The 14,355-nt window shown below is 71.9% G+C and carries 16 protein-coding genes; all 16 read left to right on the top strand.

Annotated features, from left to right (window positions below):
* Nucleotides 1–1,074 (top strand): amidohydrolase family protein, encoded by a 1,074-nt coding sequence (locus EJF31_RS19455; protein WP_125038813.1) that lies wholly within the window; start codon nt 1–3, stop codon nt 1,072–1,074.
* Between the two features lie 182 nt (nt 1,075–1,256).
* Nucleotides 1,257–1,790, top strand: coding sequence for a 30S ribosomal protein S16 (gene rpsP / locus EJF31_RS19450; RefSeq protein WP_125038812.1), 534 nt, complete (start codon nt 1,257–1,259; stop codon nt 1,788–1,790).
* Between the two features lie 5 nt (nt 1,791–1,795).
* Nucleotides 1,796–2,038, top strand: coding sequence for an RNA-binding protein (locus EJF31_RS19445; protein WP_125038811.1), 243 nt, complete (start codon nt 1,796–1,798; stop codon nt 2,036–2,038).
* 102 nt (nt 2,039–2,140) lie between these two features.
* A complete protein-coding gene (gene rimM / locus EJF31_RS19440; protein WP_221767665.1) occupies nt 2,141–2,689 on the top strand; it encodes a ribosome maturation factor RimM in 549 nt (182 codons plus the stop codon).
* 5 nt (nt 2,690–2,694) lie between these two features.
* Complete coding sequence (gene trmD, locus EJF31_RS19435) at nt 2,695–3,843, top strand: tRNA (guanosine(37)-N1)-methyltransferase TrmD (RefSeq protein WP_125038810.1); 1,149 nt, start codon at nt 2,695–2,697, stop codon at nt 3,841–3,843.
* A 194-nt stretch (nt 3,844–4,037) separates the two neighbouring features.
* Nucleotides 4,038–4,388 (top strand): 50S ribosomal protein L19, encoded by a 351-nt coding sequence (gene rplS, locus EJF31_RS19430; protein WP_125038809.1) that lies wholly within the window; start codon nt 4,038–4,040, stop codon nt 4,386–4,388.
* A gap of 125 nt (nt 4,389–4,513) precedes the next feature.
* Nucleotides 4,514–5,233, top strand: a complete 720-nt coding sequence (gene lepB / locus EJF31_RS19425) for a signal peptidase I (protein ID WP_260430976.1) — start codon at nt 4,514–4,516, stop codon at nt 5,231–5,233.
* Nucleotides 5,234–5,249: 16 nt separating this feature from the next.
* Nucleotides 5,250–6,008, top strand: a complete 759-nt coding sequence (locus tag EJF31_RS19420; protein WP_125038807.1) for a ribonuclease HII — start codon at nt 5,250–5,252, stop codon at nt 6,006–6,008.
* On the top strand, nt 6,005–6,313 hold the full coding sequence (locus EJF31_RS19415) for a DUF2469 domain-containing protein (protein WP_125038806.1): 309 nt from the start codon (nt 6,005–6,007) through the stop codon (nt 6,311–6,313). Before EJF31_RS19420 ends, EJF31_RS19415 begins: the two co-directional genes overlap by 4 nt.
* Nucleotides 6,314–6,469: 156 nt before the next feature.
* The gene (locus EJF31_RS19410) at nt 6,470–6,880 is read left to right on the top strand and encodes a TadE family protein (protein ID WP_185736355.1); all 411 of its coding nucleotides are present in this window, start codon (nt 6,470–6,472) and stop codon (nt 6,878–6,880) included.
* Nucleotides 6,877–8,679 (top strand): pilus assembly protein TadG-related protein, encoded by a 1,803-nt coding sequence (locus EJF31_RS19405; protein ID WP_125038804.1) that lies wholly within the window; start codon nt 6,877–6,879, stop codon nt 8,677–8,679. Before EJF31_RS19410 ends, EJF31_RS19405 begins: the two co-directional genes overlap by 4 nt.
* 116 nt (nt 8,680–8,795) lie before the next feature.
* Nucleotides 8,796–9,245 (top strand): TadE/TadG family type IV pilus assembly protein, encoded by a 450-nt coding sequence (locus EJF31_RS19400; protein WP_125038803.1) that lies wholly within the window; start codon nt 8,796–8,798, stop codon nt 9,243–9,245.
* The gene (locus EJF31_RS19395; RefSeq protein WP_125038802.1) at nt 9,242–11,134 is read left to right on the top strand and encodes a TadE/TadG family type IV pilus assembly protein; all 1,893 of its coding nucleotides are present in this window, start codon (nt 9,242–9,244) and stop codon (nt 11,132–11,134) included. The genes EJF31_RS19400 and EJF31_RS19395 overlap by 4 nt, the downstream gene beginning before the upstream one ends.
* A 111-nt stretch (nt 11,135–11,245) precedes the next feature.
* Nucleotides 11,246–11,620, top strand: coding sequence for a YraN family protein (locus EJF31_RS19390; RefSeq protein ID WP_125038801.1), 375 nt, complete (start codon nt 11,246–11,248; stop codon nt 11,618–11,620).
* Nucleotides 11,620–13,215 carry a YifB family Mg chelatase-like AAA ATPase gene (locus EJF31_RS19385; RefSeq protein ID WP_125038800.1) on the top strand — a complete coding sequence of 532 codons (1,596 nt, stop codon included), beginning with the start codon at nt 11,620–11,622 and terminating at the stop codon, nt 13,213–13,215. The genes EJF31_RS19390 and EJF31_RS19385 overlap by 1 nt, the downstream gene beginning before the upstream one ends.
* Nucleotides 13,212–14,348, top strand: a complete 1,137-nt coding sequence (gene dprA, locus EJF31_RS19380) for a DNA-processing protein DprA (RefSeq protein WP_125038799.1) — start codon at nt 13,212–13,214, stop codon at nt 14,346–14,348. The genes EJF31_RS19385 and dprA overlap by 4 nt, the downstream gene beginning before the upstream one ends.
* The last annotated feature ends 7 nt before the right edge of the window (nt 14,349–14,355 follow it).

The following is a 14,355-nucleotide window of genomic DNA, read 5'->3' as shown; positions in this document are numbered from 1 at the left end:
ATGACTGTCCTGAGGTTCAGCGGTCCGGTGCTCCCCGACGGGGAGACGCGTGAGCTGTACGTCGTGGACGGTCGCGTCACCTACGAGAAGCAGGCCGGCTCCGAGCTGGCCGGCAGCGGCTGGATCGTCCCCGGCCTGGTCGACGCCCACAACCACCTCGGTCTCGAGGACCACGGCGCGGTCGGCGACGACGAGGTCGAGCGCCAGGCCGTCCTGGACCGCGACACCGGCGTGCTGCTCCTGCGCGACTGCGGCTCGCCGGCCGACACCCGCTGGGTGCACGAGCGCGAGGACCTCCCGCGGCTGATCCGGGCGGGGCGCCACATCGCGCGGACGAAGCGCTACATCCGCAACTACGCCCACGAGGTCGAGCCCGAGGACCTCACGGCGTACGTCGCCCGCGAGGCCCGCGCCGGCGACGGCTGGGTCAAGCTCGTGGGGGACTGGATCTCCCGCGAGACCGGCGACCTGGCGCCGTCGTTCCCCGAGGACGCCTTCGCCGCCGCCATCGCCGCCGCCCACGAGGCCGGCGCCCGGGTGACCGCCCACTGCTTCGGCCCCGACGTCCTCCAGGGCCTGCTCAACGCCGGCATCGACTGCATCGAGCACGGCACCGGCCTCGCGGTCGACCAGGTCGAGCAGATGGCCGCGGCCGGGGTCGCGCTGGTGCCGACGGTGATGCAGACCGCGAAGTTCCCCGGGTTCGCCGACGCCGGCCGGGAGAAGTTCCCCGACTACGCCGCGACCATGGAGGACCTCTACGCCCGCCGGCGCGAGACGCTGATGTCGGCCTACGAGGCGGGCGTCGCGCTGTACGTCGGCTCCGACGGCGGCGGCGTCGCCCGGCACGGCGAGCTGGCCGGCGAGATCGAGGCCATGGTCGACCTGGGGCTGCCCGCCGACTACGTCCTCGGGGCAGCGTCCTGGCGGGCCCGCGCCTGGCTCGGCTGGAACGCCGGGCTCGACGAGGGCGCACCCGCCGACTTCGTGGTCCTCGACCGCAACCCGCTCGAGGACCTCTCCGTGCTGCGCACGCCGGCCCGGGTGGTGCTGCGGGGTCGTGTGGTCGCCTGAGGGCCGTCCCGCCGCCCGATTTAGCCCGGACCGGTCAGGTCTGGCAGAATCTCCGGCTGAGTCCTGTGCGCCCGGACCCTCTCACCCGGACGCCGCAGAGCCCATCGAGGAGCCCGACCCGGTGTCCCCACCTGGTCCGCGGGTCCCTCACCACACACCATTCATCGAGGAGACACCCCAACGTGTCGGTCAAGATCCGTTTGAAGCGCCTGGGCAAGGTCCGGGTGCCGCAGTACCGCATCGTCATCGTCGACTCGCGCAAGAAGCGCGACGGTCGCGTGATCGAGGAGATCGGCAAGTACCACCCCAAGGAGGACCCGTCGTACATCGCGGTCGTCTCCGAGCGGGCGCAGTACTGGCTGGGCGTCGGCGCGCAGCCGACCGAGGCCGTCGAGGCGATCCTCAAGGTCACCGGCGACTGGCAGACCTTCAAGGGTCTCCCGGGCACCGAGGGCACCCTGAAGGTCAAGGAGCCCAAGCGCGACAAGCTCGAGATCTTCAACGAGGCGCTCAAGGAGGCTCACTCCGAGCCCAAGGGCGACGCCGTGACGAAGAAGGCCGCCAAGAAGGCCGAGCCCAAGGCCGACAAGGCTGAGAAGGCCGACAAGGCTGACGAGGCGAAGACCGAGGAGGCCCCCGCGGCTGACGAGGCGAAGGCCGACGAGCCCACCGAGGCTCCCGAGGCGGCCGAGGGCACCGACAAGGCTGAGGCCTGAGCGCCGTGCTCGCCGAGGCCCTTGAGCACCTGGTGCGCGGTGTCGTCGAGCACCCGGACGACGTGAGCGTCCGCGACAAGCAGCTGCGTCGCGGTTCGATCCTCGAGGTCCGGGTGCACCCGGACGACCTCGGCAAGGTGATCGGCCGTGGCGGCCGCACCGCGACCGCGTTCCGCACGGTGATGTCCGCGCTGGCCGGTCGGGGCGGGGCCCGCGTCGACTTCGTCGACGTGGACCGGCGCCGCTGAGCCCAGGACCGCTTGAATGGGTGCCGTCCCTCCGGGGACGGCACCCGTTCGCCATTTCAGCAGCAGAAGCAGAGCAACCACAGGCAGCGACGAGAGGAACACGTGGAGACGATCGAGGTCGTGGTCGGCCGCATCGGCAAGCCGCACGGCATCCGGGGTGAGGTCACCCTCGACCTGCGCTCCGACGAGCCCGAGCGCCGCTTCGCCCCCGGCGCGGTCCTGCGGGCGGAAGCCCCGCGCGGGTCCCACAGCCCGCTGCGCCAGCTGACCGTCGCCAGGGCGCGGTGGCACCAGCAGACGCTCCTCGTGACCTTCGTCGAGGTGCCCGACCGCAACGCAGCCGAGGCCGCTCGGGGCATCACCCTGCACGCGACCATCCCGGCCGACGCCTCCCCCGAGGACCCCGACGAGTACTACGACCACCAGCTCGTCGGCCTCGCGGTGCACGACCTCGACGGCAGCCACCTCGGCGAGGTGAGCGCGCTCGTGCACGGCGGTGCGCAGGACCTGCTCGTGGTGAAGACACCCGACGGCCGCGACGCGCTGGTGCCGTTCGTGAAGGCACTCGTCCCCGAGGTCGACGTACCCGGCGGACGGGTCGTCGTCGCCGACCGCCCCGGCCTGGTGACACCGCTCCCCGAGGACGACTGAGCCCGGTGCGCATCGACGTCGTCACGATCTTCCCCGACTACCTCGCCCCGCTGGAGCTCTCGCTCGCGGGCAAGGCGCGTGACAAGGGGCTGCTCGACATCCGCGTCCACGACCTGCGGCAGTGGACCCGCGACCGGCACCACACGGTCGACGACACGCCGTACGGCGGCGGCGCGGGCATGGTCATGAAGCCCGAGCCCTGGGGTGCGGCCTTCGACGACCTCGCCATCGAGGACGCGACCCTCGTGGTCACCACTCCCTCGGGCGAGCCGTTCACGCAGGCGCTGGCCCGCGAGCTGTCGACACGCGAGCGGATCGTCTTCGCCTGCGGCCGCTACGAGGGCATCGACCAGCGGGTGCTCGACCACGCCCGCACCCGCACCGAGGTCCGCGAGGTCTCGATCGGCGACTACGTCCTCAACGGCGGGGAGGTGGCCGCGCTCGCGATCACCGAGGCGGTCGTGCGGCTGCTGCCCGGCTTCATGGGCAACGCGGCGTCGCTGGTGGAGGAGTCCCACGAGGATGGCCTCCTGGAGTACCCCGTTTACACCAAGCCCGCCGCCTGGCGCGGGCTCGAGGTGCCCGAGGTGCTGCTCGGCGGCAACCACGCGGCGATCGCGTCGTGGCGCCACGACCAGGCGGTGCGCCGTACGACGGAGCGCCGGCCCGACCTGCTGTCCGCGGCCACGCTGCTCGACGGGGTCGAGGTCCGGCCAGCGGAGCCGGCGGACGCGGGCGAGCTGTTCGTCCTCCAGCGAGCCTGCTGGGTGCAGGAGCAGCAGGACAACCCCGACGTGCGGATCCCCGCCCTCCACGAGTCCCTGGACGACCTGCGTTCCTGGCTGGGGCGCGACACCGTCCTCGTGGCCCGCTCGGCCGGCCGGCTCGTCGGCGCCGTCCGCGCCTCCTTGCACGGTGACCTCTGGGAGATCGGGCGGCTGATGGTCGCCCCGGACGTGGCGGGTCGCGGGCTCGGCCGCAGCCTCCTGGAGCGGATCGAGGCGCTGGCTCCCGCCGGGGCCGCGTCGTACGCCCTCTTCACCGGAGCCGGGAGTGCGCGCAACCAGCGCATCTACAAGAAGGCCGGCTACCGCCTGCGCGGCGAGGTCGAGCCCGGTGTCGTACGCATGACGAAGCGGATTTCCCGGGCCTGAGGGCGCTGTGGCAGACTGGCTCCTCGGCCCAGCCGGCCAAACACGGATCGCCCCGAGGACTCGTCCTGCCGGGGGGTCCGCGTCAGTTCCTGCCACAGGGGGAGCCTGACGCCGCCGGTCACCAGTGCTGGGCCAGACAACTGAACGCGACATCCCCGTACCGCGTCTGACCTGTGGCAGCCGTGAGGAGAGAAATGACCAACCTGATTGCCGAGCTCGGCAACGCCCACAAGCGCGACGACGTCCCGGCCTTCCGCGCCGGCGACACCATCAAGGTCCACGTGAAGGTCGTCGAGGGCAGCCGCTCCCGTGTCCAGGTCTTCCAGGGCGTCGTGATCCGCGTGCACGGCTCGGGCATCGGCCGCACGTTCACGGTCCGCAAGGTTTCCTTCGGCGTCGGCGTCGAGCGCACCTTCCCGCTGAACTCCCCGATCTTCGAGTCGATCGAGATCGTCACCCGCGGTGACGTCCGTCGCGCGAAGCTCTACTACCTGCGCAACCTGCGCGGCAAGGCCGCCAAGATCAAGGAGCGTCGCGAGAGCTGAGCGATTCCCGACCAGAGGATCGCTAGGCTCTGCAAGTGACTTCCGAGGACCGCGACCCCACGACCGTCGTCGAACCAGACGAGCCGGGGTCGCGGTCTTCGCATTCCCAGAACAGGACGGGCTCCGTGAAGGCCGCCGGCACCAAGAAGAAGCACCTGCCGATCTGGCAGGAGACGATCCTGCTGCTCGGGATCGCCCTCGTCCTGGCCATCGTCATCAAGGCGCTGTTCGTCCAAGCGTTCTACATCCCGTCGGAGTCGATGGAGCCGGGCCTGGTCAAGAACGACCGGATCCTGGTCCAGAAGGTCTCCTACTGGTTCGGCGGGACGCCCCAGCGCGGCGACGTGGTCGTCTTCAAGGACCCGGGCGACTGGCTGGGTGCCGACGAGGCCACCGGCCCGAGCTCCGGCATCACCTCGCTGATGGCCAAGATCGGCCTCTACCCGTCCGGGGGGCACCTCGTGAAGCGGGTCATCGGCGTGGCCGGCGACGTGATCAAGTGCTGCGACAAGCAGGGCCGGATCATGGTCAACGGCAAGCCGCTCGACGAGGACGCCTACGTCAAGCACGACGACACGCCCTGCAACGGGCCGATGATCGGCTGCAACTGGACCGCCGGCCCCGTGCCGGCCGGCCACATCTTCGTGATGGGCGACAACCGCGGCCACTCGGCCGACTCCACGGTGCACATGTGCACCAAGGACGAGACCGACTGCGTGCCCGGGGACGAGTACGTCGACACCGACCTCGTGGTCGGCAAGGTCTTCGTCCTGCTGTGGCCCTCCGACCGCTTCTCCTGGCTGCACCGCCCCGCCGACTTCGCGGACGTGCCCGACCCCTCCTGAGCCCGCGCGGCCACCCATGAGCTCCCTGCCCCGAGGATCCACCGTCCGGCGTGACGCCGGGCTCTACGGCTACGAGCGCGCCCTCCGCCGCCACGGCATCGAGCCGATCGCCGGGGTCGACGAGGCCGGCCGCGGCGCGTGCGCCGGTCCGCTGGTCGCCGGGGCGGCGATCCTGCCGCCGGGCAAGGCGGGGATCGTCCCGGGGCTGGCCGACTCCAAGCTGCTCACCGAGAAGGCCCGCGAGCGCTGTTACGACCAGGTCGTCAAGCGGGCCCTGTCGTGGTCGGTGGTGGTGCTCCCGCACGACGAGTGCGACCGGCTCGGCATGCACGTCGCCAACGTCGAGGCGCTGCGCCGGGCGGTGGCGCTGCTCGACCTGCCGCCCGCCTACGTCCTCACCGACGGCTTCCCGGTCGACGGCCTGGGCGTCCCCGGCCTGGCCGTGTGGAAGGGCGACCGGGTCGCCGCGTGCATCGCCGCGGCCTCGGTCCTGGCCAAGGTGACCCGCGACCGCATCATGCGCGACCTGGACACCGACTGGCCGGCGTACGACTTCAAGACGCACAAGGGCTACATCACCGACGTGCACACTGCTGCGCTGCTCGAGCACGGCCCGTCGCCGGTCCACCGGATGCGGTTCGTCAACGTACGGCGGGCCGCCGGGCTCGAGCCGCCCGCACCCGTGCAGAATGACCGTGAACTGGCCCTGAGCCCCTCCGCGGGGCCGTCCACGAGGATGTCCAGGGGGCCGTCGATGGGGGAGGAGACCCGATGAGTGCCGAGGATCTCGAGAAGTACGAGACCGAGATGGAGCTCACCCTCTACCGCGAGTACCGCGACGTGGTCTCGATCTTCAAGTACGTCGTGGAGACCGACCGCCGCTTCTACCTGTGCAACCAGGTCGACGTGAAGGCGCGCACCGAGGCCGGCGAGGTGTTCTTCGAGGTGTCGATGAGCGACGCGTGGGTGTGGGACATGTACCGCCCGGCGCGGTTCGCGAAGAACGTGAAGGTCCTGACGTTCAAGGACGTCAACGTCGAGGAGCTGAGCCCCGCCGAGATCGACCCGCCGAAGGTCTGAAACCTCCGGACGGGTGCAGGTCTGGACCTTCCGGCCCACAAGTAAAATAATCGGCAAATTTCTCGCTACTCCCGGGTAACCGACTTAACGTCGGGAGACAGGCGGCGACTCGGAGCCGCCACGTCTGCGTTCGCACACGGGGGAGAGATGCCGGGCTTGCGGTGCCGTCCCCGCCCCGCCGAGTCCGGCGCGGCGGCCGTCGAGTTCGCGCTGGTCGCGCCCCTGCTCATGCTGCTCGTCTGCGGGATCATCAGCTACGGCTTCATGCTCAGCTTCCGGCAGTCGGTCAGCCAGGCCGCGGCCGAGGCGGCCCGAGCCGCCGCGGTCGCCCCGGCGACGGCGGACCGGTCGGCCGTCGCGTACGCCGCGGTCAAGGACGTCATGGGCAAGACCTGCAACGCCGCGGGGAGCTACCTGCACTGCAGCATGGCCGTCACGTCGGGAGTCATCGCCGTGACCGTGACCTACGACTACGGCGCGGACCCCCACCAGCTCGAGCTGCTGGGCACCGGCATCGCGATGCCGGACACCCTGCAGTACACCGCCTCGGCCAAGGGCAACTCATGACGAGTCGCCCCCGGGGTGACCGCGGGGCGATCGCGGCCATGACCGCGATCATGATGGTGCTGGTCATCGGCGCGGCCGCATTCGCGGTGGACCTGGGCATGCAGCGCGTGGTGCGCAGCGACGCCCAGGCCGTCGCCGACATGGTCGCAATGGACGCATCCCGGTTGCTGGACGGGCGCACCGCCGGGCAGATCCGTGACGGGTCCGGAGGGCAGCCGAAGCTCGCCGACGCGGTGGCGGCGAGCGCGGCCCGCAACACCGCGTCGCTCGGGCGGGTGGACGCGGTCACGGCCACGCTCGTCTACCTCGACCTCGACGCCAACGGTGCCTACACCCCACGCAGGGCCGCGGGGACGCTCGTCGCCGTTCCGGACACTGCGGTGCCCGATGCTGTCATGGTCGACGTCACGGGGTCGGTCGACTTCGCGTTCACGCCAGGGCGTGGCTCGGCCCACCGCACGGCGATCGGGAAGGCGACGCCCTACGCCTGCTTCCGGCTCGGCTCCTACGCGGCGGCGCTGAGCGGGGGCGACTCCCAGGTGGTCGGTGTCTTCGAGAGCACAGTGGGCGACGCGCTGGGCGTCAACCTCCACGCCGTCGGCTACATGGGACTGGTGAGCACCTACCTCAACCTCGACGGGCTCGCCGCGGCGCTCGGGGTGGGGAGTGCGGACGGGCTGGCGAGCCTCTCGAACCTCGCCGTGAGCTCCCTCTTCACCGCCAGCGCAACGGTGCTGACCTCCCAGGGGAAGACCTCTGCAGCGGCCGTCATGACCCAGCTTGCCAGCAAGGTCGGCTCGGGGATGCGCGTCAACCTCCCCAAGGTCCTCTCGATCGGGCATGGGTCGACGGCCAGCGCCCAGATCAATGCCCTGGACCTCGTGGCCGGCACCGGGTTCGCGATCGCGCAGGACATCGCCAACGGCAACAACTTCCTCGACACCGGCGTGGTGTGGGCGGCGCCGCACGTCTCCAACGGGGACGTCGAGCTGAAGGTCATCCAGGCCCCGCAGGAGGCCTGCGGCCAGCCCTCCACCTCCACCGTGGCCCGGACCGCCCAGCTGTCGCTGGCCTCGACCACGGGCTTCAACCTCCCGAACAACGTGGGTGGCCTCTCCGCAAGCATCCAGAGCGACCCGAGCAGCAAGAGCGGCACGCTCGCCATCAACGCCACGCTGGGTGGTGCCTCGGGCTACCTCACGGCGCTCCAGTGCGCCTCCGGCACCCCGGCCACGGCCGAGAAGACCTCGGTGCGGGTCAGCACCGACCTCACCAGCGCCGACGTCTCGCTGCCCTTCCGGCTCAAGGGCAGCCTCGACGCTGTCGGCATCGTTCCGGCCGGCGTCCTGCCCCCGGTGTTCACCACCGCCACCCTCACGCTGGACCTCTACCTGTCGACCGCGGGGCGCATCACGTCCCCGGCCACGGTCGGCGCCGCGGACACGACGTACGCCGTCCCGCCCCGCACCTACCAGGACGCCGAGCCGACCAACGCCGGCGCCTACGTCTCCGTCCCGAGCGCCACGACGACGATCGACCCGGTGCAGAGCACCGCGTCGCTGGCGGTCAAGGTCGCCGGCGTCACGACGACGACCACCGTCGCCGTGTCCACGCTGAACCTCACGTCGCTGATCTCGGCCGTCAACGCCAGCTTCATCGGGACCTCCACCGCCACGGTCGTCGGCAACGTCAACGCCGCGCTCGTCCCCCTGTCCAAGCTGCTGGGCCTCCGGGTGGGCGGGGCGGACCTGTTCGGGGTTCCCCATCCAAGCTGCAGCAACCCCGCCGTCGTCGACTGATCCGTCCGCATGGTCCACCCGGGCGGTGCCCGGATGACCGATCGGTCATGTCGGCTCGAGGGACGGGCCACTAGGCTGAGCTCCTAGCCGGACGGGGGTCACGGAGGGAGTCTCGGTTGGCTGGGCCATCTCGGGCCCGGGCGCGCGTCGACCGCGGTGCTGCCGTGGTGGAGTTCGCGCTCCTCGTCCCCGTTCTCCTGCTGCTGGTCTTCGGCATCATCCAGTACGGCTTCTACTTCTGGGCGATGCAGGGCGGCAGCGACATCGCGCGCAGTGCCGCCCGATCGGCCGCCGTCGGCAACCCGCCCACCTGCTCGGCGTTCACCTCCGGTGTGCGCCAGCAGATCAACGACCTGACCGGCACCGGCACCGGGGCTGTGGTCACGCGCAGCTACTCGACGGCGCCGCCCGCGGTGAAGGTCGGCGACACGGTCACGGTGCGGGTGGAGTTCACCAGCTTCGACCTGCACCTGCCCTTCCTGCCGTTCGTGCACGACGGACGGGTCTCCCAGACCGCGAAGGCCCGCGTCGACTACGTCCCGAGCCAGCCGCAGGCGTGCCCGTGAGGACCCGATCGCGCCGGCGCGAGGACTCGGGCGCCACGGCGGTGCTGGTCGCGATCCTGGCCGTCGCCCTGTTCTCCATGGCTGCGTTGGCGGTCGACCTCGGCAACGCCTGGGCCCGCAAGCGCGCGGTCCAGAAGCAGGTCGACGTGAGTGCCCTCAGCGCCGGCTACCTGTTGCCCGAGACCTCGCTCAACAAGCTGACGATCGCCGACCGCGTGGCGGGCTTCCTCAACGAGAACAGCACCTCCGGCCAGGCCACCGTGACCGCCGCCCAGCTCGTGGACGGGATCACCGGCAACGGCGAGGTGACGTTCCAGGACGCCGGCGGCCACGCCTGCGTCGAGGGCTGCATCCGGATGACCGTGCTCGCGCCGGCAGCCCGCGTGCAGTTCGGCTTCGCGAAGGTGCTCGGCTCCACGCACACCGACGTGCAGCGCACCGCCACGGTGCAGGTGCAGTCCGCCCTGCCGCCGAAGCAGAAGCTGATCCCGTTCTGGCTGCCGAGTGGCTGTGGCTACGGACCGGCCCAGGCCGACACCGCCCAGGGCAACCAGGCCGCACCCGCCACGGCAACGCCGACCCCGACGCCGACGCCCACGTCGAGCACGGCGACCGCGAGCGCCACGCCGACCTCGGCCAGCCCCACGCCGGTGTACGGCTTCACACCCGGTCCCAGCGACTCCGGGTCGCACGTCCTCGCCGGGACGTCGCCGATCGCGGTCGCGCAGGGGGGCTCGGTCACGATCTCGACGTACTCGGTGACCAACCTGCCCAACAACACCGACCGCGCGTCGCTGCGCTTCTGGTCCCCGAACGGCACGACGTACGTCGACTACGCCGCCCAGTCCGTCGCCAAGAAGCAGTCGGTGCTCGCGGTGCCGTCCTTCCCGGTCGGGCCCGAGGTCACCGCGACTGCGGGGGACTGGCGGGTCTACGCCCTCGTGCAGAGCAACAACCAGGTCCGCTACTCCTCGAACTACCTGATCGTCCGCGTCACGGCGACTCCCACGACGGCACCGGCGACGTCCTCGGCCCCGCCCTCGGCAACGGCGTCGGTGACCCCGACGGTGAGCGCCAGCCCGTCGGCGACGAGCGTCCCGGTGGGCTGTGTCGGTCAGGACCGCGGCAACTTCGGCCAGCTCGACAGCCCGCGGCTCGACGGCTCGTCCACGCAGAAGCGACTCGCGCGCAACATCGCCGGCGGGCTCGACCACATGCTCGCGCCGTTCGAGTTCGCGCCGGCCCAGACGCCCACCAAGGACTGCGGTGACGGCCCGCACGGCTTCATCACCGGGGCCCAGCCGGACAACGTCTCGAGCAGCGACCCCCCGCGCAACTGCATCCAGGGCGACACCGGCAACGACGGTCCCGCGCTCTACGACGGGCTCGTCACCGGCAGCGACGACGGCCAGGCGGCCCGTCTCGCGGTGAGCCGTGGACACACCCACTGCCCCGCTGACCCCTCCCGCGTCGACGTCACGATCGGCGGGCACCTGCTCAACAACGACGTGCTGTCCTGCTTCCTCACCAACGGTGCGACCCTGACCGACATCACCTCGGACACCGGGGTCAACACCGCGATGCTGGATCCCGCGATCATCGCCTCGCCCCGGTTCGTGTGGCTGCCCATGGTCCTCGCCAACGACCGCGCGCAGAAGAACTTCCAGCCGATCATCGACTTCGTCCCGGCGTTCATCACCAACGAGACGCAGACCTCGGCGGCGTACGACGTCGGCAGCAGCCACAACGGCCTCGAGATCAACGGCAACTCCGTCAAGACCCTCACCGTGCTGACCTTCAACAAGGCGGCCCTGCCGATCGACGAGCAGTCGCCCACGGTCGACTACGACCCGACGCTCGCGCAGTCGATCGTCCGCCTCGTCGGCTGACGGCCACCTCGCGTCCACAGCCCGCACTGCGGACCGCCTTGTCCCCAGGCGACCCCGCCGCCCGATCCCGTCGTCCACGCCGACGGCGACGCTCGGGTCGAGGAGGTCACCATGACTGGATCAACAGGGACCACGGCCAAGCAGGCTCTCGGTGCCTACGGCGAGGAGCTCGCCGCGCGACGGCTCGTCGACGACGGGCTGGTCCTGCTGGACCGCAACTGGCGGTGTGACGAGGGCGAGATCGACCTGGTCCTGCGGGAGGGGTCGGTGCTCGTGGTCTGCGAGGTGAAGACCCGCAGCAGCGTCGCGTTCGGGACGCCGCACGAGGCGATCACCGCCGCCAAGGTGGACCGGATGCGACGGCTGGCGGAGTGCTGGCTCCGGGCCCACGACCTGCGCGCACCCGACGTGAGGCTCGACCTCGTGGCCGTCCTGCGGCCACGTCGCGGGGCCTCGGTCCTCGAGCACGTGCGGGGGATCGGCTGATGCCCGTCGCCACCGCCCAGACCGTCTCGCTGCACGGCGCGGTCGGGCACGTCATCGACGTGCAGACCGACGTCTCGCCGGGGCAGGTCGGCACGACCCTCGTGGGCCGGCCCGACGCCACGCTCAACGAGGCGAAGGACCGGTGCCGGATGGCCATCGTCAACAGCCACCTCGGCTGGCCGGCGACCCGTCGCATCACGATCCTGCTGTCGCCCGCCGACCTGCTCAAGAGCGGCACCCACTTCGACCTGGCCATCGCCGTCTCGGTGCTGGCTGCCGCGGGTGAGATCCGGCGCGAGTCCCTCGAGGCCACGGCGTTCGTGGGTGAGCTGACCCTCGACGGCCGGCTCCGCTGCGTCCCCGGCGTCCTGCCCATGGTCCTGGCCGCCTCGCGTCGTGGGGTCCGCCGGGTCTTCGTGCCCGAGCCGCACGCCCGGGAGGCCGCCATGGTGCCCGGTGTCGAGGTGTTCGGCATGCGTTCGCTGGCGCAGGTCGTCGCCGAGCTCTGCGGAGAGGAGATCCCGGATGCGGCTCCCGTCGTCGGGATGTCCGGGTCGCGGCTGCTCGCGTGGCGCGGCCAGGACCGCGTCGAGGACGTCGACATGGCTGACCTCGTCGGTCTCGAGGACGTCCGCTTCGCCGTCGAGGTGGCCGCCGCGGGCGGCCACCACCTGATGCTGTCGGGCCCCAAGGGCTGCGGCAAGACCAGCATCGCCGAGCGGGTGCCCGGGATCCTCCCCGACCTCGAGCCCGAGGAGTCGCTCGAGCTGACCGCCATCCACTCGTTGGCCGGGGCGCTCGAGCCGGGCGACGCGATGATCGTGCGGCCGCCGTTCTCGGCGCCCCACCACGACGCCAGCAAGGCAAGCCTGATCGGTGGCGGGACCGGCCTCGTGCGTCCGGGCGAGATCAGCCGCGCTCACTGCGGGGTCCTGTTCCTCGACGAGTTCGCCCTCTTCCGCACCGACGTCCTCGAGGCGCTGCGACAGCCGCTCGAGAGCGGCGAGGTCACGGTGGCCCGCCGTGACGAGAGCGTCGTCCTGCCGGCCCGCGGCATGGTCGTGCTGGCTTGCAACCCCTGCCCGTGCGGCGAGTACACCGCTCGCCGGCGTCCCGGCCACGAGGGCTGCAGCTGCACCGAGCGGCAGCGACGCGACTACCGCCGTCGCGTCTCCGGCCCGTTCGCCGACCGGATCGACATCACCCGCCACGTCACCGACGTGCGGGGCGGCGCGGTGATCGACCCGTTCGACCGGCCCGAGTCGACCGCGGACGTCCGGGTCCGGGTCACGCGTGCGCGTGACCGCCAGCGGGTCCGCTACGCCGACGACGGGTGGCGCCTCAACGCCCAGGCGCCCGGGCCGGTCCTGCTCGATCGGTGGCCGCTGGAGCCCTCGGGACAGAGGGCGGTCGACGACCAGCTCTACGCCGGCCGGCTCACGCGGCGCGGCGCCACCCGCGTCCACCGGCTCTCGTGGACCGTGGCCGACCTGGCCGGCGTCGACCGCCCCGGACCCGCCGAGGTCGACGTCGCGCTCCGGCTCCGGGCGGGGGAGCCCCTGCTGCTCGAGACCCTCGAGCGGAGGGCGGGATGAACGGCCGCGAGCCCGAGCGCCTGGCCCGGGTCGCCCTCGGGCGGCTCGGCGAGCCGGGAGACCCGCGGGTCGCGACCCTGGTGGAGGGCAGCGGTGCCGTGGCGGTCCACCAGGCCCTTCTCGACCAGCGTGACCACGACGGCCTGCTCAGAGACGTCGCGGGCCGGCTGGCCGCGATCGACCCTGCGCGCGACCTCGACGTGGCAGACCGGCTCGGCATCCGGTTCGTGATCCCCAGCGACGACGAGTGGCCCACGCAACTCGACGACCTCGGGGCCACGCCGCCCGTGCAGGAGCGAGGGGGAGCGCCGATGGGGCTGTGGGTGCGCGGCCCGCTGCGCCTCGACGAGCTCGAGGCCTCGGTGTCGATCGTGGGCTCCCGGTCCGCCACGACCTACGGTGCGCACATCGCGGCGGAGCTGGCCGCCGTCAGTGCCCGCGCGGGGCTCGTGGTCGTCTCGGGTGCCGCCTTCGGCATCGACCAGGCCGCGCACCGGGGCGCCGTCACGGCCGGTGGGCGGAGCGTGGCGGTGCTGGCCTGCGGGGTGGACCGCCCCTACCCACCTGCCCACCGGGACCTCATCGAGCACCTCGCCGACACCGGCGCGGTGGTCTCCGAGCTCGCCCCGGGCTGCTCGCCGACCCGGCTCCGGTTCCTCGCCCGCAACCGGATGATCGCCGCGCTCACCGGTGGCACAGTCGTGGTCGAGGCCGCCCTCCGCAGCGGCGCGCTCAACACCGCCAACTGGGCCTCGCGCCTCAACCGGCACCTGCTCGGCGTCCCCGGACCGGTCACCAGTGCCCCCTCCCAGGGCGTGCACCAGCTGATCCGCACCGGCGCCGCCACCCTCGTCACCTCGGGGGAGGAGGTCCTCGAGGTGTTGGGGCGAGCCGGTCAGCACCTCCTCGAGGCGCCGCGGGGACCCGACCGGCCCCGCGACAAGCTGTCGCTGCGCCAGCAGCAGGTCCTCGACGCGGTCCCCGTCTCGTCGTCGGTGGGGGCCGAGTCGATCGCCCGCACCGCCGGACTGAGCCTTCTCGAGGTCGGCTCGGCACTCACCCGGCTGCGGGACCACGGCCTGGTCCAGCAGGCCGAGGGCGGGTGGCGACTGGCCGGGCCTGTCAGCCGATGACGGAGCG

It is taken from the genome of Nocardioides sp. LS1 (assembly GCF_003865225.1).
Lineage (GTDB): Bacteria > Actinomycetota > Actinomycetes > Propionibacteriales > Nocardioidaceae > Nocardioides > Nocardioides ginsengisegetis.
Note: the sequence above shows the minus strand (reverse complement) of the source record. Positions and strands in the feature narration are given on the sequence as shown.